Consider the following 17,230-nt stretch of genomic DNA (forward strand, 5'->3'; position numbering starts at 1 on the left):
TTTTGGGAGAGGTGTCCGGTTCGGGTGGGCCCGGCTCACGCTGCGATGTCGAACCAGTCCCTGACGATCTCTCGGATTAACCCACGCACCCCCAGGTCGGGCACCCTGCACGATATTCGGTGTTCGATCACCTGCCTTCTGAGCGCGGCGATCATGTCCGAGAACGCCAGATCGGTCTTGGACTGATACCAGGGCTGGTCGCGGCGGCGGGCGGCCACGTCCGCTTGCCCCTGGCCGTGCCACCGATACCAGACCACCACCAAGCTGTAGGCCAGCAGCTGGAAGGGGACCGTGCGCTCCACCGCGGCGCGGGTGCGGTTGTGGGCCTGCTCCAAACCCAGATGGGCTCGACTGTCCTGGAAACACACCTCGATCGGCCACCGGTCCGCATAGCGCCGCACGATCTCTTCAGCAGGGCTGGTGGTGTCGGTGCTCAGCAACGCCACCTTGTAGGCCTTGGGGCTGTGCGGGTCGCGCACCACAATCAGGCGCAGGGGTGTGGGACCCAGGGAGCGCACCCACCGGCAGTCGATGACGGCCATCTCCTGACCGGTGTCGTCGCCCAAAGCGACGAAGTTGGCGGTCGCGGCGATCTGTTCGGGGGTGCCCAACCGGGGGCCCGCGTAGCGGGGACGGCCGGGCCGGGTGGGGGTGCCCGCCGGTGCGGGCGGGGGTGCCTGGTGCAGGACCGCGTTGGCCGCCAGGCGAAAGGTCCAGGTCAGGTTGGGTGGAAGGACGCGCAGGGCCGGGCTGTGGTAGGCCGAGTCGGCTACCACGTGGATGGTGCGGTCGGGGAACTGGTGGGCCAGGCGGGTGGCCAGAGCGATCGCGGTCTCGGTCTTGGTGGGCCGCTGTTCGGTTTCTTCCTCGTCCTGATTGGTGGGGCCGCTGGTGGGGGTGGTGGCCTGCAGCACCTGGTCCAGGGCCTGGTCGTGGGCGGCCTGGGCGGCGGCTAGTTCTTGGGCGCACCGGTTCAGGCGCTCTTTCAGGGCGGGGGTGGGGTCGGGGCCGGGCAGGCGGTGCCCCGCCGGTAGGGCGGCTTGCTTGGCTTGGCGGAGTTGCAGACCATGGCGGGCTTGGTCGTAGCGGGAGCGGGCGCTGTCCACAACGCGGGCGGTGGCGGCGGTCCAGGACAGGTTCGCGGTCCGGGGGTGGGGCACCGGGCCGTTGTGGCCTGCTGTGCCGGGGCTTGGTTTGGTGGGGCAGGGCCGCCAGCACGCGGTCAGCACGGGTAGGGCCAGGGCTGTGGTCCTGCCGGGCAGGCGCACGGCCAGGGCGGTGACCACGAAGCACACACCCCAGGCCAGGGGGTTGTTCTTGGGTCGGGCTCCGTCGTGTTGGCGGAACCGGCCCCAGACGCGGCGGCCCGACCGTTTGATCAGGGTGTCATCGATGACCAGGGTCAGGTCCTGGCCCGGGCGGGTGAAGGCCTGGGCGATGAGGTGGGCCATGGTCTGGCCCAGGTGGTGGGGGTTCCATTTGCGGCGGGAGAAGAAGGCGTGGGCGCGGTCGTGGTGCCAGTGGCGGGCCAGGCCGGAGCCGGTGAGCATGCCGCACACGGTGCGGGGTCCGGTGTGGGTGATCAGCCCGGTGAGTAGGGCGGTGAAGGTGGTGAAGGTGGGTTGGGTGAAGTGGGGCCAAAAGTGGTTGAGCAGGCGTTGCAGGGTCGGGGGTAGGGTGGGGTGTGGGAGCATCAGCGAGCCTTTAGACGGGACTGGTTGATGCTCCCTTTGTCATGTGCGGGGCGGGTGGTTGTCCAGGTTCACACCAAAGCACTCAGAAGCGGACATAGCTCCGAGAACCACGAAACCCGAGGGCGCCGAACTTGCTACTGGTAGCAAGATCACGGGCGAGGGGGCGGCCTCAGCCCGGGAAGGTCGGGGAGCTACCCTCCACCACGTTCTTCCAGTTCAGGGGGTCGGTGGACACCCAGATGTTGCCGTCATCCGAACCCGCGAGCAGGGGCTGGCCGGGTGCGCCGGAGATGGTGACCATCCCGGCGGCCGGAGTGCCCGCGCTGGCGGCGGGCGTACCGCCGTCCAGGGCGACGAACAGAGCCTGGGTGGTGCCGCCGTCGCGGCTGCCCAGGACGACCAGCTGGTCGCTGGAGCGCCAGGCCACCCCGGTGACGTCCTCCAGTTCCTGGTCCGCGAGGCTGATGAAGGAGCCGACCGAGACCTGGCCGTCCTCGCCCTCCACCACGCGTCCGACCTGGAGCGATCGCTGACCGTCCTGCTCGGTGACCACGGCGGCGCGGGTGCCGTCCCGGGAGATCTTGAAGTGCACCAGGGAGTGGTCCCGAAGTCCCCGGACCTCGGCCTGGACCACCTCGTCGCCGTCGCGGAGCAGCCACAGCGCGGTGTCCCCGGGGGCGGGCGGGTCCTGGCCACCCGTGCCGGTGGATACGGGTTCGTCCCCCGCCGGGGCCGCCTCGTCGTCCTCGTCGTCCTCGTCGTCCTCGGAACGGCCGTTGTCCCTGGTCTCCTCGACCACCCAGAGGTTGCCGTTCACGTCCCATGACAGCTCGGTGAACATGCCGTCGCCGAGGACTTCCCGGGGCTCGGCCCCCGCGCTGGCGAAGCTGGTGACGACCTCGCCGCCGCCCAGGGTGATCCCGGCGACGGTGCTCTCGTCGAGCGAGACCGCGAACCGCTCCAGCGGGACGTCCCCGGTGCCCAGGGGACCGGCTACCCGCTCGGCGTCGTCGAAGGTGTCGGCCTCCCAGTCGGCCGCGGACCACAGCTGGCCGTCGTGCGTGAAGTACGCGCGGATGCCCGAGGCGGTGGCTCCGGGGCTCACCCGGGCCCAGTAGTCACTGCCCGGGCGCGGCCGGTCGGAGCTGTCCCCGTCCGACTGCGGAAAGCTGACCTCCTCGCCGTTGATCTTGAGCGTGAACTCCTGGATCTCGGGCAGCTGGCGCAGGGTCCAGGCGATCTGGGCGCCCATGCTGTACTCGTCCGCGTCCGGCACCCCGGCGATGTTGATGACGGCGCGTTCGGCGTCGATCTCGGTGCGCGGGACCATGCCTTCGGGGAAGGCGGAGATGACGGCAGGGGCCAGCCAGTCGGTGGGGCCGCCGATGAGCTTGCGCAGCAGGCGTTCGGCCAGCTGGTCGGTGCTGACCGGCAGGTAGACCGGGTCCGGCACCAGGGCGGAGCCCGTCGGGTTGAAGTAGTAGAGGTTGAACGGGCGGTAGGTGCGCTCGACGTCCAGCTGGCTGAGGATGATCTCGTCGGGCAGGTCCCGGATCCGCCACTCGCCCTCGGGGTCGCCGTCCTCACGGGCGAGGGTGAAGGTCTCCTCCAGCATGGTGCCGGTCTCGGCCGGAACGTACTTGCCGCTCTCGTCGATGCTGGCCATCTCGTTGCTGCGGATGCGCACGGTGGCGCTGAGTCCGTCGGTGGAGATCTCCGAGTCCAGGTCCACCGCGTCCTGGTCGGAGAAGACCCGTACCGCGCCGTCCGGGGACCAGTCCTCGCTCATCTCGGGAAGCATGTAGCTGCGGGCGGCCTTGTGGTCCTCCTCGAAACTGCCGAGGTCCTTGAGGAAGCCGTCGATCAGGCCTTCGGGCTCGACGCCGGGCTGCGGCCCGGCGGGCAGGAGGCGCACGTAGCCGCCGTAGGGATCGCCGGTGCTGTCTCCACCCTCGCCGGGGACGACGGGGCCGGTCATGGGTACGCTCGCGCAGGCCGCCAGAGACACGCAGGCGAGCGCTCCGGCGGCCGCGGTACGCGCGGCCCGGGCCAGGCGTCCGGGGCTTGCCACGTCGCTCACAGCGCCTCCTCCTCGTCGGCTCCGGGCCGCCCCCGGTCGGGGCTCCCTGGTTTGTCCGCGCCGGTTCCCGTTCCCGCGGCGGGTCCGGACCCGCTCCCGGTGTCCTTGGCGCCGCCGCCCTTGGCTCCGGCCGTAGCGGCTGCAGCGGCGGTTCCGGGGGTTCCGCCGTCCTTGTCGCCGAAGGCCGTGAAATTACGGCCGAGGGCGATCTCCGGCGGGACCAGCGGCAGCGGGGACCCGCGCAGCTCGGCCCCGGAGCGGCGGGGCAGGGACAGTCGGAACTGCGAGCCCTGGCCCGGCAGGCCCCACGCCTGGAGCCAGCCGCCGTGCAGGGTGGCGTCCTCCTTGGCGATGGACAGGCCCAGGCCGGTACCGCCGGTGGTACGAACCCGGGAGTAGTCGGCGCGCCAGAAGCGGTCGAAGCACAGGTGCTCCTCCCCCTCCTTGAGCCCCACCCCGTAGTCGCGCACGGCCACGGCGATGGCGTCGCGGTCACCGGCGGCGGCGACCACCACGTCGCGCCCTTCGCTGTGCTCGATGGCGTTGACCACGAGGTTGCGCAGGATGCGGTTGATCCGACGGGTGTCGAACTCGGCCACGCAGGGTTCGGCGGGCAGGCGCAGGACCACCTTGATGCCGCGGCGCTCGGCGATCTGCTCGGCGTCGCCCACGGCCTTCATCACCGAGTCGCGGATGTCCGCCGACTCGATGCCCAGGGTGGCGGCCCCGGCGTCGTGGCGGCTGATCTCCAGCAGATCCGCGAGGAGCTCCTCGAACCGCTCCACCTGGCTCTGCAGAAGCTCCACGGAGCGCCGCTGGGAGGGGTCGAGCTCCTCCCGGTCGTCGAAGAGCAGGTCGCCGGCCATCCGGATGGTGGTGAGCGGGGTGCGCAGCTCGTGCGAGACGTCGGAGACGAACTGGCGTTGGAGCTTGGACAGCTCCTCCAGCTCCTGGATCTTCTCCTGCAGGTTGCCAGCCATGTCGTTGAAGGACATCGCGAGCCGGGCGAGGTCGTCCTCGCCCTGCACCGTCATGCGTTCGGTGAGGTCGCCCGCGGCCAGGCGCTCGGCCGACTGCGCGGCGGAGCGCACCGGGGTGACCACCAGGCGGGTGATCATGAACGCGATCAGCCCGAGGAGGATCACCAGCAGTACCGCGACCAGCGCGACCGTGCCCTGGACCAGGTCCAGGATCTCCTGCTCGTGCTGGAGCGGGAAGATGTAGTACAGCTCGTAGGCGTGGGTGAGCTGGGCGCCCACGACCAGGGCCGGTTCGGTCGAACCGTCCTCCATGTCGATGCGCGTGTACGTGTGGTACTGCTGGTCGAACACCTCGGACTGGCGGACCTGTTCGATCAGACGCGGCGGGACGCTGCCCTCGCCGGTGGCCCAGCCGAGCTCGTCGCTCACCGAGGGCAGGATGAACACGCTGTAGAGCCCGGTGTCACCGCTGCGGCTGGTCAGCTCGCTGGCGATGTTGTTCAGGAGCCGGTTGCGGTCGCCGATCTCGTTTTCCTGGAGCTCGACGAGCGCGTAGTTGAGCCCCGCACGGTGGTCGTTGACCGCCGCGTTGATCTTGGCGTCCAGCAGACCGCCGCGCACCTCGGAGATCAGCACGTATCCCAGCCCCGCCATGACCAGCAGGGACAGGACCAGGGTCGTGCTGATGACCCGCAGGTGCAGCGAACGGCGCCAGTTGGTGTGCACCCCGCGCACCAGCGCGCGGGCGGCGCGCTGGGCGAGGAGGTAAGCCCTGGTCAGGCCGGTGTTGTTGTCACGCCAGCTGCCGCCGGAGCCGTCTCCGGTGGCGGGCAGCCCGGAGGCGGGGACGGAGCGATCCCCTGCGGAATCACTGCCCCGCCCCTCCTCGGGTTCGGACGCGGTCATGTGGGTCCCGGAGGGATCAGGCGATTCCGGCCTTGTAGCCGACGCCGCGAACGGTCACGACGACCTCGGGGTGCTCAGGGTCCTTCTCGATCTTGGCGCGCAGGCGTTGCACGTGCACGTTGACCAGGCGCGTGTCAGCGGCGTGGCGGTAGCCCCAGACCTGCTCCAGCAGGACCTCGCGGGTGAAGACCTGGCGCGGCTTGCGGGCCAGGGCGACCAGGAGGTCGAACTCCAGCGGGGTGAGGCTGATCTGCTCGCCGTCGCGGCGCACGGCGTGCCCGGCGACGTCGATGGTGATGTCACCGATCTGGAGGACCTCGGGCGCGGGCTCCTCGGTGCGGCGCAGCCGCACGCGCACGCGGGCCACGAGCTCCTTGGGCTTGAAGGGCTTGACGATGTAGTCGTCGGCGCCCGACTCCAGACCGAGGACGACGTCGACGGTGTCGCTCTTGGCGGTGAGCATGACGATGGGAACCCCGGACTCGGCGCGGATCTGACGGCACACGTCGATCCCGTCGGCCCCGGGCAGCATCAGGTCGAGGAGGACCAGGTCGGGTTTGGTCTCGCGGAAGGCCTCCAGAGCCTTGTCCCCGTCGTGAACGAACGAGGGCTCGAACCCTTCACCCCGCAACACGATGCCCAGCATCTCGGCGAGGGCGAGGTCATCGTCGACAACCAGTACACGTCCCTTCATCGGCGTATCCGGCGCCAGGTGTCCGCCACCGCCTTGTGGGCGGGGGGAGTTCCGGCGCCTACTCCTCTCTCCTGGAACACTCAAGCGGCGTCAGTGGTCGGTGCCCGTGTTCCCCGACTCCCGGGGAACGCTCCCCTACCGCGGGGAACTGCGTTTCGTCTCCCCCAACCTTGCCAGCTTCGGACAGTGTTGGAAGAGCGGTCAGCGGTGTTGGGCCCTTATGGACCGATTTCGGTCACCGGCGGCGTCGTCCCTGGCTAAGAAGGCCCGGAAAGCTTCGTGACTTGGCCGGTTGGTAACAGAAAGCATACAAAAGGAATGAAGTGCGTCGGTTGTCCTGGGACACACTCGAACGCCACTGAGAAGCGGTGGAACCGGCCGGTAGGTTGGTTTCCGACAGGTCAGAATTGGCGCGAAAACGCTTGCGCACAGTAACCGAACCTCATGGAGGGCGGGGCAGATGAGCCAGGAGGACGGCCACCGGGACGGGTCGGGAGACGACCCCGAGAATCAGGGGCCGCCCGAGTCCGCGGACCCCGCCGGGTCGGGCGGATGGACCGCCCCCGGTCAGGGCTCCGACCCTTCCTCTCCCGGGGGAAGCCGGAGCACTCCCCCGAGCTCCGGCCAACCCGGCTACGGACCACCCGAACCCCCGCCGGGGTACGCGCCGCCCCAGGGTTACGGCGGGCAGGGGTACGGCGGGCAGGCCTACGGATCCCAGGGCCAGGGCACTCCCCCGGGCTACGGCGCTCCCGGCTACGGGCCCCATGAGCAGGTCGGTGCCCCCGGTTACGGCGCCCCCGGTTACGGGCCGCCTCCCGGTCAGGGCGCTCCCTCCGGCTACGGCGAGCAGGGATACGGCGCTCCCGGTTACAGCGCACCGGGCTACGGCGCCCCCGGTTACGGCACTCCCGGCTACGGGCCGCCCGGTCAGGGCGGACCGCCCCCGGGTTACGGCCCCCCCGGCCAGGGCGGTCCCTCCGGCTACGGCCCCCAGGGGCAGGTCGCTCAGGGGCCGAGTCCGCAGCCCATCAAGACCGGGGTGGTCGCGCTCCGGCCGATGACGCTCGGCGACATCTTCAACGGCGCGTTCAGCTACGTCCGCGACAACCCGCGGACCACCTTCGTGCTGGCCCTGGTGGTCATGGCGCTCGCGAGCAGCGTCAGCGCGATCGCCTCGGCCTTCCTCCCCGCGGAGACCTTCACCTCGTTCGACGAGATCATGGCGGACCCCGCCGCCCTCGACCCCGACGACCCCATTTTCCAGACGTCGCCGCTGGTCAGTCTGCTGAGCTTGGTCGGCGGCCTGATCACCCTGGTCGGCGGGGCCATCCTGCTCGGCCTGCTCGCCGCGGTCGTGGGCATGGCGGTGCTCGGCCGACGGCTCACCGTCGCCGAGGCCTGGGAGGCCGTGCGCGGTCGGGTCGGCTCGATCATCGGCCTGGCCTTCATCAAGCTCGGCATGCAGATCATCATGGCCATCGTCTTCTTCATCGCGATGATGATCGTGGTGTTCGTCGCCGTGCTGCTCAGCCTCGCGTTCCAGAGCCTCGGAGCGGCCATCGCCGTCGGTCTGCTGATCGTCCTTCTGGGGATCGCCGCCGTCGCCGCCCCGGCCCTGTGGATCTGGGTCCGGCTCTACTACGCCATGCCGCTGGTCGTACTGGAGCGGCTCGGCCCCTTCCAGGCCATCGCCCGTTCCTGGCGCCTGTCCCAGGGCGCCTGGTGGCGCACGTTCGGCTACTGGCTGCTGGCCCTGCTGATCGTGGTCGTCGTCTACACGATCCTGCTCATGCCGACCACCTTCCTCGTCACCCTCGCCTTCCCCCCGGACGGGACGGTCGGGCTGCTGCTCAACGTGGCGGTCTCCTACGTGATCACCGTGCTGATCTACGCCCTCACCCAACCCTTCCTGGCCGGGGTGAACACCCTGCTCTACCTCGACCTGCGGATGCGCCGTGAGGGCCTGGACCTGCACCTGCAGCAGGCCGCGCAGCAGGGTCAGGCCGTCGGCTCGGAGATCTTCCTGCCGAGGTACCGCACGTGAGGCCCCTCCACGCCGCTCCCCTGGAGGTGACCCGGGAGGAGGGCCGCCGCCGTGCGATCGAGGAGCTGTCCGACCCGGTCTACGGGCAGAACGAGCCCTCTCTGCTGGACCGCCTCCTCATGTGGCTCGGCGAGTTCCTGGACTGGCTGGGCCGGGCGGGCGAGGGGGTCGTCCCCGGCGGCTGGCTCCTGGCCGGCGTGCTCCTGGTGGTCCTGGTGCTGGTCGTCGCCATGATCTTCTACCTGCGGCCCTCCCGGAACCGCCGGGTCGAGGCGCCGCTGCACGAGGGCGAGGTCCGCACCGCAGCCGACCACCGCGCGCTCTCCGAACGGGCCGAGGCCGTCGGTGACTTCGCCGCGGCGGTGACCGAGCGGCTGCGCGCGATCAGCGTGGACCTGGAGGACCGGGTGATCATCTCCCCCAAGGCCGGGCGGACCGCCACCGAGCTCGCCGCCGAGGCCGCCCGGACACTGCCCGTCGAGGCCGGGGGCCTGCACGAGGGCGCCCGGATCTTCAACGACGTGGCCTACGGCGACCGCGCCGCGACCGCCGACACCGCCCGGTTCATGCGTGAGCTGGACGGACGTCTGAGCGCGGCCCGCCCGGTCCTCAGCGAACCGGTGCCCGCCGGGGGCGCTCCGACCGGCTCCGCCGAACCGCCGAGCCATCACGGCGGCCCGGCCCCCACCAACAACCAGCCGTACGACGAAGGGCGACGATGACGACCACCGCGCCGCCCGAGCCGCGGTCCCAGGCGCAGACCGGCCCCGCCCGGAGAACGGCCCCCGGTGGCTCCGCCGCCGGACGCCTGTGGCGGGCCGGTCGGCTGCCGCTGGCCGCGTTCACCCTGCTGGTCGTCGTGGCGGTCCTGGTCTCGCTGGGCCGGGAGCCGTTCCCCTCCGGCTACCTGGAGCCCGGAAACCCCGACCCCAACGGTTCGCGCGCGCTGGTGCGGCTGCTCGAGGAGGACGCGAACGTCACCGTCACCCGCGGCTCCGAGGCGGCGGCACGGGCCGTGGAGCGGGCGGGGGACGACACCGTGCTGGTGCTCTTCCTCGACCACCGGCTGCTCCCCGAGGAGCTGGACGCCCTGGCCGGGCTGGCGGCCGACACCGTGCTGGTGCAGCCCTCCCTGCGCTCCCTGAACGCCTTCGCGCCCGGGACCGACGTGACCGGGCGGGCCCACGAGGGGCGCACCCTCGAACCCGGATCCGACTGCGAGCTGCCTGCCGCGTCCGCCGCCGGTGACGCCGGGGTGGTCGGCGAGCTGTACTCGGCCGAGCCCGGGACCGAGGCCCTGGGCTGCTACCCGGCCGACGGCGGTTCCGCCCTGCTCCAGGTGGCCGGGCCGGACGGCACCACCACGACGCTGCTGGGCACCGGTGCCCCGCTGACCAACCGGGACCTGGGCTCGGCGGGCAACGCCTCGCTGATGCTGAACCTGCTCGCCGCCGAGGACGTGGTCTGGCTGCGACCGGACCCGCCCGAGGAGATCGGCAGCGCCACCCTGTGGGAGCTCGTCCCGCCGGGATTGCGCTGGTCCCTGGTTCCGCTGGCGCTCACCCTGTTGCTGTTCGCCCTCTGGCGCGGGCGGCGGATGGGCGCGCTCGTACCGGAATCCCTGCCCGTGGTCGTGCGGGCCGCGGAGACCACCGAGGGCCGGGCAGGGCTCTACCGGTCCCGCCAGGCGCGCGACCGTGCGGTCTCGGCGCTGCGCGAGGGCTTCCTGGAGCGTTCGCTGCCCAAGCTGGGCCTGCGCCGGGAGGCCGGACCGGAGGCGGTCGTGGCCGCGGTGGCGGCCCGCAGCGGGGACGACCCGCAGACCCTGTGGCCGCTCCTGTACCCGGCCCGGCCGGACCCGTACGCGGCGAACGACGACGCGATGCTGCGGCTCGCCGAGGAGATCGACCAGCTCGCCGGGAGACTGCGGTGATTCCCCGCCGCGGCCGCCCGCCACACAGCTTCGAGCCGCACAGACCTGAACAGACCCATGGGGTCACTGACGTATCGAGAGAGGTAGACGGCACGTGAGCGCCTTCACACCCGAGGCACTGCCCTCCGCCGACGAGGCCCGGGCGGCGCTGACCGCCCTGCGCCGCGAGGTGGCCAAGGCGGTCGTGGGTCAGGACGAGACGGTGACCGGCCTGGTCGTGGCACTGCTGTGCCGCGGCCACGTACTGCTGGAGGGTGTGCCGGGTGTCGCCAAGACACTGCTCGTGCGCACGGTCTCCCAGGCCCTGTCACTGGACCACAAGCGGGTGCAGTTCACCCCGGACCTGATGCCGGGTGACGTGACGGGTTCGCTCGTCTACGACCAGCACACGGCGAAGTTCGAGTTCATGCAGGGGCCGGTCTTCACCAACCTGCTGCTGGCCGACGAGATCAACCGGACCCCGCCCAAGACGCAGGCCTCGCTGCTGGAGGCCATGGAGGAGCGGCAGGTCACCGTGGAGGGGCGCCCGATGGCGCTGCCGGACCCGTTCATGGTCGCGGCCACCCAGAACCCGGTCGAGTACGAGGGCACCTACCCGCTGCCCGAGGCCCAGCTGGACCGGTTCCTGCTGAAGGTGACCGTCCCGCTGCCCGAGCGCAACGCCGAGATCGACATGCTCGGCCGACACGCCGCCGGTTTCGACCCGAGCGACCTGACCGCCGCCGGGGTGCGGGCGGTGGCCGGGGCCGCCGAGCTGCACGCCGCCCGCAATGCGGTGGCTCAGGTACGGATCGCCCCAGAGGTGCTGGGCTACATCGTGGACCTGTGCCGGGCCACCCGGTTCTCCGCATCCCTCCAGCTGGGCGCCTCCCCTCGGGGCGCGACCGCGCTGCTGCGCACCAGCCGGGCGTGGGCGTGGCTGTCCGGCCGCGACTACGTGACCCCCGACGACGTCAAGGCCCTGGCCAAGGGCACCCTGCGGCACCGGATCGGGCTGCGCCCGGAAGCCGAGCTGGAGGGCGCCACCACCGACGGGATCCTGGACGGTGTGCTCGCCTCCGTCCCGGTGCCGCGCTGATGGTGGTCACCGGCCGGGCCGCACTGCTGGCGCTCCTCGCGACGGGAGCAGTGGCGATCTCCGGCGATATCAGCGGGACCGTCACTTACCTCGCCGTGGGCCTGGTACTGGTTCTGGTCGTGGTGGACGTGCTGTTGGCGACCGGCCCGCGGAAGCTGCGCCTGACCCGGGAGGGTGACACCTCACTGCGCCTGGGTGAGACCGCCGAGGTGTTCGTGACCGTCTCCAACCCGACGAAGCGGCGGCTGCGCGGTTCGGTCCGCGACGCCTGGCCGCCGAGCTCGCACTCCTCCCCCAAGGTCCAGCCGCTGCTGGTGGGCGCCGGGGAGCGCCGTCGTGTGCGGACCGCGCTCACTCCCACGCGCCGCGGTGACGCCCGCTCCGCCGGGGTGACGGTGCGCAGCATCGGCCCGCTCGGGCTGGCCGGCCGACAGCGCACGCTACAGGCCCCCTGGACCGTGCGGGTCCTGCCTCCGTTCCACAGCCGCAGGCACCTGCCGGGCAAGCTGTCCCGGCTGCGCGAGCTGGAGGGGCAGCACACCACGATGGTGCGCGGGCAGGGCAGTGAGTTCGACTCGCTGCGCGACTACGTGCCCGGCGACGACGTGCGCTCCATCGACTGGCGGGCGACCGCCCGCAACGACGGCGTGGTCGTCCGCACCTGGCGGCCCGAACGGGACCGGCGCATCCTCATCGTGCTGGACACCGGCCGCACCTCGGCCGGAAGGGTGGGCGACACCCCGAGGCTGGACCACGCCATGGACGCCGCGCTGCTGCTGACCGCGCTGGCGGGCAAGGCCGGCGACCGGGTGGACTTCATGGCCTACGACCGCGCGGTGCGCGCTCAGGTGAAGGCCTCGGGCAAGGGCAGCCAGGTCAACCGGGTGGTGGAGGCCATGGCCCCGCTGGAGGCCGAACTGGTCGAGTCGGACCCGGCGGGCCTGGTCAGCGCCGTGCTGACCCAGGGCCGGGCCCGCAAGCTGGTGGTACTGCTGACCGACCTCAACGCCACCTCCCTCGAGGAGGGGCTGCTGCCGAGGCTGCCGCTGCTGTCCTCCCACCACCTGCTGATGGTGGCGGGGATCCGGGATCCGCGGGTCGAGGAGATGGCGGCGGAACGGGGCAGCGCCGGGGCCCTGTACCGGGCGGCCTCCGCCGAGCGCACCCTCAGCGAACGCCACCGGATCAGCGCCGAGCTGCGCAGGATGGGCGCCGAGGTCGTGGACGCGGACCCGGAGCACATCGCCCCGGCGCTGGCCGACGCCTACATCAACCTGAAGGCCCAGGGGCGGTTGTAGGAAGTCGCAGGAAGACGTTGTGGAGGCGCTCTCCCCCGCGGGAGGGCGCCTCCTTCGTGCACTATGGGGGTCATGGCCTCACCCCCCGAAGCCCACAACCGGAACGCGAACGACGTCCGGGGCGCCGTCTACGGGCAGCTGCTCCAGGTCCAGGACATCCACGGCGGCGTCACCCTGAACGCCGCCCAGGCGCCCCCACCGGTCGCGGACGTGTCCTTGGACCCACCTCGCCCCGCGACGCCCGCACGAGGGCGTGCGGAGCTGCTGACGGAGCTGCAATCAGCGATGCAACGCGGAGCACCGGTCCCGCACGTGCTCACCGGCCCCGGCGGGTTCGGCAAGACCACCGTGGCGGCGACCTTGGCGGAGCACGCGCGCTCAGAAGGGTGGACGGTGTTCTGGGTGCGCCCGGACGCGATCGTGCCGAGCATGCTGGAGGTGGCGGTTGAACTGGGCGGCTCCCGCCAGGAGGCCGAGCAGTTCAAGGTCGCTCCGAGATCGGCCACCCGCTGGGTCTGGCGCCACCTGGACGCCGCACCCCGCCCCTGGTTGCTCGTCATCGACAACGCCGACCAGCCTGAGCTGCTGGATCCGGAGAACCGCCCCGGCGAACAGCGCGGCTGGATGCGCGCGAGCCCGGGCGGGTTCGTTCTGGTGACCAGCCGAGTGGACGACCCCGCCCTGTGGGCGCCCGCGAAGGTGCACCGGGTGGAGGTGCTGGAGGACACCGAGGCCGCCGTCGCCCTCACCGACCACTCCGGGCTGGCCGAACTCCCCGGAGCTGCCGACCTCGCCGAACGTCTCGGCGGGGTGCCGCTGGCACTCACCCTGGCCGGGCGCGTCCTGGCCACCCACCAGGTGCTCTTCCCGGACGCCGACGCACTCCTGCGGCACCTCGGCGAGGACGTCGCCCGGATCGACACTCTGGCCGCGCCCCTGGTCACCGGGCCGGACAGCGAACGCCGACTGCTCTCCGAGGTCTGGGAGCTGTCGCTGCGCCTGGTCACCGAGCGGGAGCCGACAGCCGGGCCCCTGCTACGGATCCTGTCGGTTCTTGGAGGCAACGCCGTCGCCGTGCCCCTGCGTCGGCTTCCGCTGTCCGAGTTGGCGGGCGGAGCGCTGGGCTCGCTGGACGAGGCGGGACTGGCTCGCGCGATCAACGAGCTGGTCGTCCACGGGTTGGTCACCGTCGGCCAGCGTGCCGGGGAGACTGCCCTGCGCCTGCACCCGTTGGTGTCCGAATCCATCCGCGTGAACCTGGGCCCGGAGTCCCTCCCCCTGCTGGAGACAGCGGAGCGGCTACTGCGCTGGCGCGCCGACCACGACTACGTTCTGGAGATGGGCGCCTACACCGTCCTCCACAGAGTCCTGTCCCGGATCCACGACCCGGGGCACCCCGAATCCGTCCGGGTGAACGCCCAGTCTCAACGGTCCCTCATGCTCCTCGGTCACCGGGAGGAGGCGGAGCGGAACCTGCGGGTCATCGCCGACCAGAGCCGGGCCAACCTGGGCGGGGACCATCCGGAGAGCCTTCGGGCACAGCACACGCTGGCCGACGCCCTGCGTGACCTCGACAGGTTCGAGGAGGCCGAGGAGATCTTCCGATCAGTGACCCGCGAGCGCGAGTCGGTGCTGGGGACCACTCATCCGGAGACACTGAGCAGCCGCCACCAGGTCGCGTTGATGAGGGGGTTGCGCGGTGACCTGGCCACCGCGGAGGAGGAGTTCCGTTCCCTCTGGGAGGAGCACGTGAAGCTCTCCCGGGAGGAGGATCAGGGCGCGTTGCAGGCCCTGGAGAACCTGTCCTTCGTGCTGATGTACAGGGGCGAGCACGACGCCGCCGAGGAGGGGTTCCGCAGGGTCGGGCAGGTGCGCTCCCGGCTCCTGGGGCGGTTGCACCCCCGTACGGTCGAGACCGGGTACAACCTGGCCAGGGTGGCCTTCGAACGAGGGGACTACCGGACCGCGGCCGAGGGGTTCGCGCGCACTATGGAGACCCGTGAGGAGATCCTGGGCGAGGACCACCCCGCCACCTCGATGACCCGGGAGTGGTACGAGAAGGCGGGGCGGCTCGCCGAGGGCTGATCAGCCGCCTCGGCCGGAGACCAGAAAGACGGTCCCGGCCCACTCCCACGCGGGGACGGCCAGTACCGCGGCCTCGCGGTTCTGCGAGTCCCGGAGCATGATCGTGACGGGCCCGGAGGCCACCTCGATGCAATCACCGTTCTCCATACTGCTGTGGCTGCTCTTGAACCACTCGGGTTCGGCCCGGGCAGCCACCTCCGCACAGTTCATGGCGAAATTGCTGTAACTGCTCTTGCGCCACACCGGATCGATGACCGCGACCTCCAGGCACTCGTGCTCAAGGCTGCTGTGACCGCTCTTGAACCAGTGAGGTGAGTAGTCGCCCATGTCCAGATACTGCCACGGGTGCCCGTTCCGATTTCCGGCGGGCTCAGCGGCTGCCCGTCCGGCATCATCGGTGTACGGCCTCATCCCCAAAGCCCGCAACGGAGCGCCGACCGTGCTGGTTCCCCTTCGGGTAGCGGGTTCAGAGAAGCCCCAGCATCAGACGGCACGCCCTGTCAACCTCGTCGAGCTCACGGGGTTCAAGCCGGCCCGCGAAGTCCCCCAGCCTGAGCTCACGATCGACCGATCGTATGTGGTCGACCAGGACCAGTGTGGAGGTGCCGTCGGCCAGTTTGATCTCGGGCCGAAAGATCGCTGGCCCCGCACTCGTCGACGTGGGTGCGACAACGACGGTTGACAGATTGAATGGCCCCTGCAACTCGACGCAGTAGCGGGGGCCGCGCTGTTCGTGCCCCTGGAGACGCCGGTCCGTGCGGAGCCTGTAGAGATCACCACGCATCCGGATCACCCATCTCCTCCGCGATCCGGGAACGTTCCGCCTTATCCGCCTCATCATGCCGCAGCCGCTCAGCGTCTTCCCTTGCCTGGGCGTACAGGCGTTCCACATAGGCCTCGTGAATGAGCTCCCTGAGCACAGTCGAGCGGTCACGGCCTTCGGTGAGCTCTCTCAACTCGCGTTCGGTCTGTTCGTCTGGTCTGAAACTGATCATCGCCATTTCGACAGTGTATGACAGAACGTCTTACGCACACATGGTAAACCATGTCATACACGGCAGGCGGGCGACTATCCGTTGGGGATCCGTTCCGCTCTAAGGCGGGCTCGGCCGCTACCCGTCCGGCATCATGGGCGGCATGCCCCCCAAAGCCCGCAGCTCCACCCAGGACGCCGTCTACGGACAGCTGCTCCAGATCCGGGACATCCACGGCGGCGTCACCCTGAACGCGCCGCCGCAGGCCCCGTTCCGGCCGCGAAGCGGCAGTTCACCGGGATACGGGCGATCCGGGCACACACGCCGGGTGCGCACCACACCCTGACCGCGCAGAATGTTTTCTACCCAGGCCCGGTGGCGTTCACCGGGGTGAGGCCCACATACGGCAGTGCCTAACCAGCCACCGGGACCGCTGCCGGGGCGTCCCTGATGTCGCCGGTCTCGCCCTCCTCGTGGGCCTTCTTGCCCACCGTGAACACGTAGACGAGGAACAGGACCTCCGCGACCACGCCGATGCCGATCGCGATCCAGGTGTTGGTGACCCAGCCGGTGACCAGGCCCTCGATGAGGCCGGAGACGAACAGGACCACGACCAGGCCCAGGGCCACCGCGATGGCCGCACGGGCCTCCTCGCCCAGGGCACGCAGGCGGGTCCGCTCGCCCGGGGCGATCAGGGTCCAGCCGAGTTTCAGGCCCACGCCGCCCGCGACGAACACGGCGGTGAGCTCCAGGAGGCCGTGCGGGAGGATCAGGGCGAAGAAGACGTCGCCGCGGCCCATCGCGAACATCATGCCGCCGGCCGCGCCGATGTTGACCGCGTTGAGGAACAGCACCCCCAGGGTGGGCAGGCCGAAGGCCACGCCGAAGATGATCGCCTGGGCCGCGACCCAGGCGTTGTTGGTCCACACCTGGGCCGCGAAGGAACCCGCCGGGTTCTCCACGTAGTAGTTGGCGAAGTCGTGTTCGACGTAGCGCGCGATGGACTCGGGGGTGCCCAGGGCGGCCAGGACGTCGGGGTTGGTGGCGATCCACACCCCGGTCACCGTGGCCACCGCGAGGGTTCCGGCGGTGACGCCGATCCACCACCAGCGCAGCCGGTACAGCACCGCCGGGAAGACCCGGGTGAAGAAGCCGATGACGTCGGTCCACGAGGAGGAGTGCGCACCGCTGACCGCCGACCGGGCCCGGGCCACCTGGGAGGACAGCCGGGCGGCCAGCTCCGGGTCCTGACCCGAGGAGCGCACCACCGACAGGTGGGTGGACACCCTCTGGTAGAGCTCGACGAGTTCGTCGATCTCCTCACCTGTGAGCGAACGGCGTCTGCGCACCAGTTCGTCCAGTCGGTCCCACTCCCGGGCGTGCGCCGCGGCGAACACGTCGATATCCACGTATGGGACACTACTGGATCCGGGCCCCGCGGCCGTGACTGATGCGAACGGA

At 70.9% G+C, this 17,230-nt stretch carries 15 protein-coding genes; 7 read left to right on the forward strand and 8 right to left on the reverse strand.

Annotated features, from left to right (window positions below; translation table 11 throughout):
- Positions 1-35: 35 nt before the first annotated feature.
- The 4 genes from NE857_RS28110 to mtrA form a co-directional block, all read right to left on the reverse strand.
- Positions 36-1,694 (reverse strand): transposase, encoded by a 1,659-nt coding sequence (locus NE857_RS28110; RefSeq protein ID WP_254418375.1) that lies wholly within the window; start codon positions 1,692-1,694, stop codon positions 36-38.
- A gap of 169 nt (positions 1,695-1,863) precedes the next feature.
- Positions 1,864-3,774: an LpqB family beta-propeller domain-containing protein gene (locus NE857_RS28115; RefSeq protein ID WP_254418376.1), complete on the reverse strand. Its 1,911-nt coding sequence runs from the start codon at positions 3,772-3,774 to the stop codon at positions 1,864-1,866.
- The gene (gene mtrB / locus NE857_RS28120; RefSeq protein ID WP_254418377.1) at positions 3,771-5,660 is read right to left on the reverse strand and encodes an MtrAB system histidine kinase MtrB; all 1,890 of its coding nucleotides are present in this window, start codon (positions 5,658-5,660) and stop codon (positions 3,771-3,773) included. Before mtrB ends, NE857_RS28115 begins: the two co-directional genes overlap by 4 nt.
- 16 nt (positions 5,661-5,676) lie before the next feature.
- Positions 5,677-6,354 carry an MtrAB system response regulator MtrA gene (mtrA, locus tag NE857_RS28125; RefSeq protein ID WP_254418378.1) on the reverse strand — a complete coding sequence of 226 codons (678 nt, stop codon included), beginning with the start codon at positions 6,352-6,354 and terminating at the stop codon, positions 5,677-5,679.
- Positions 6,355-6,814: 460 nt separating this feature from the next.
- On the opposite strand from mtrA, the gene NE857_RS34390 reads away from it, so the two are divergent.
- The 6 genes from NE857_RS34390 (at position 6,815) to NE857_RS28155 (ending at position 14,795) form a co-directional block, all read left to right on the forward strand.
- Positions 6,815-8,401 carry a DUF7847 domain-containing protein gene (locus tag NE857_RS34390; protein ID WP_301184266.1) on the forward strand — a complete coding sequence of 529 codons (1,587 nt, stop codon included), beginning with the start codon at positions 6,815-6,817 and terminating at the stop codon, positions 8,399-8,401.
- Positions 8,398-9,123, forward strand: coding sequence for a DUF4129 domain-containing protein (locus tag NE857_RS28135; RefSeq protein ID WP_254418379.1), 726 nt, complete (start codon positions 8,398-8,400; stop codon positions 9,121-9,123). Before NE857_RS34390 ends, NE857_RS28135 begins: the two co-directional genes overlap by 4 nt.
- Complete coding sequence (locus tag NE857_RS28140; RefSeq protein ID WP_254418380.1) at positions 9,120-10,334, forward strand: DUF4350 domain-containing protein; 1,215 nt, start codon at positions 9,120-9,122, stop codon at positions 10,332-10,334. Before NE857_RS28135 ends, NE857_RS28140 begins: the two co-directional genes overlap by 4 nt.
- 94 nt (positions 10,335-10,428) lie before the next feature.
- Positions 10,429-11,412 (forward strand): AAA family ATPase, encoded by a 984-nt coding sequence (locus NE857_RS28145; protein ID WP_017583247.1) that lies wholly within the window; start codon positions 10,429-10,431, stop codon positions 11,410-11,412.
- The gene (locus NE857_RS28150) at positions 11,412-12,710 is read left to right on the forward strand and encodes a DUF58 domain-containing protein (protein ID WP_254418381.1); all 1,299 of its coding nucleotides are present in this window, start codon (positions 11,412-11,414) and stop codon (positions 12,708-12,710) included. The genes NE857_RS28145 and NE857_RS28150 overlap by 1 nt, the downstream gene beginning before the upstream one ends.
- A gap of 72 nt (positions 12,711-12,782) precedes the next feature.
- Positions 12,783-14,795, forward strand: coding sequence for a tetratricopeptide repeat protein (locus tag NE857_RS28155; RefSeq protein WP_254418382.1), 2,013 nt, complete (start codon positions 12,783-12,785; stop codon positions 14,793-14,795).
- On the opposite strand, the gene NE857_RS28160 is transcribed toward NE857_RS28155, so the two are convergent.
- From NE857_RS28160 to NE857_RS28170, 3 genes are all read right to left on the reverse strand, one after another.
- Complete coding sequence (locus NE857_RS28160; RefSeq protein WP_254418383.1) at positions 14,796-15,122, reverse strand: DUF397 domain-containing protein; 327 nt, start codon at positions 15,120-15,122, stop codon at positions 14,796-14,798.
- A 139-nt stretch (positions 15,123-15,261) separates the two neighbouring features.
- Positions 15,262-15,636 (reverse strand): type II toxin-antitoxin system PemK/MazF family toxin, encoded by a 375-nt coding sequence (locus NE857_RS28165; RefSeq protein WP_344013845.1) that lies wholly within the window; start codon positions 15,634-15,636, stop codon positions 15,262-15,264.
- The gene (locus tag NE857_RS28170) at positions 15,569-15,796 is read right to left on the reverse strand and encodes a hypothetical protein (RefSeq protein ID WP_254418384.1); all 228 of its coding nucleotides are present in this window, start codon (positions 15,794-15,796) and stop codon (positions 15,569-15,571) included. Before NE857_RS28170 ends, NE857_RS28165 begins: the two co-directional genes overlap by 68 nt.
- A 136-nt stretch (positions 15,797-15,932) precedes the next feature.
- Between NE857_RS28170 and NE857_RS28175 the strand changes: the two genes are divergently transcribed.
- The gene (locus NE857_RS28175; RefSeq protein ID WP_254418385.1) at positions 15,933-16,115 is read left to right on the forward strand and encodes a hypothetical protein; all 183 of its coding nucleotides are present in this window, start codon (positions 15,933-15,935) and stop codon (positions 16,113-16,115) included.
- A gap of 67 nt (positions 16,116-16,182) precedes the next feature.
- On the opposite strand, the gene NE857_RS28180 is transcribed toward NE857_RS28175, so the two are convergent.
- Positions 16,183-17,178 (reverse strand): stage II sporulation protein M, encoded by a 996-nt coding sequence (locus tag NE857_RS28180; protein ID WP_026116967.1) that lies wholly within the window; start codon positions 17,176-17,178, stop codon positions 16,183-16,185.
- Positions 17,179-17,230 lie beyond the last annotated feature (52 nt).

Origin of the sequence: Nocardiopsis exhalans (genome assembly GCF_024134545.1) — a bacterium.
In the GTDB taxonomy this organism is placed as follows: Bacteria; Actinomycetota; Actinomycetes; order Streptosporangiales; family Streptosporangiaceae; genus Nocardiopsis; species Nocardiopsis exhalans.

Coding starts and splice junctions, on each gene's coding strand:
- NE857_RS28110 (WP_254418375.1), bottom strand. CDS start 1,694: ATGCTCCCACACCCCACCCTACCCCCGACCCTGCAACGCCTGCTCAAC.
- mtrB (WP_254418377.1), bottom strand. CDS start 5,660: ATGACCGCGTCCGAACCCGAGGAGGGGCGGGGCAGTGATTCCGCAGGG.
- mtrA (WP_254418378.1), bottom strand. CDS start 6,354: ATGAAGGGACGTGTACTGGTTGTCGACGATGACCTCGCCCTCGCCGAG.
- NE857_RS34390 (WP_301184266.1), top strand. CDS start 6,815: ATGAGCCAGGAGGACGGCCACCGGGACGGGTCGGGAGACGACCCCGAG.
- NE857_RS28140 (WP_254418380.1), top strand. CDS start 9,120: ATGACGACCACCGCGCCGCCCGAGCCGCGGTCCCAGGCGCAGACCGGC.
- NE857_RS28150 (WP_254418381.1), top strand. CDS start 11,412: ATGGTGGTCACCGGCCGGGCCGCACTGCTGGCGCTCCTCGCGACGGGA.
- NE857_RS28155 (WP_254418382.1), top strand. CDS start 12,783: ATGGCCTCACCCCCCGAAGCCCACAACCGGAACGCGAACGACGTCCGG.
- NE857_RS28160 (WP_254418383.1), bottom strand. CDS start 15,122: ATGGGCGACTACTCACCTCACTGGTTCAAGAGCGGTCACAGCAGCCTT.
- NE857_RS28165 (WP_344013845.1), bottom strand. CDS start 15,636: ATGATGAGGCGGATAAGGCGGAACGTTCCCGGATCGCGGAGGAGATGG.
- NE857_RS28170 (WP_254418384.1), bottom strand. CDS start 15,796: ATGGCGATGATCAGTTTCAGACCAGACGAACAGACCGAACGCGAGTTG.
- NE857_RS28175 (WP_254418385.1), top strand. CDS start 15,933: ATGCCCCCCAAAGCCCGCAGCTCCACCCAGGACGCCGTCTACGGACAG.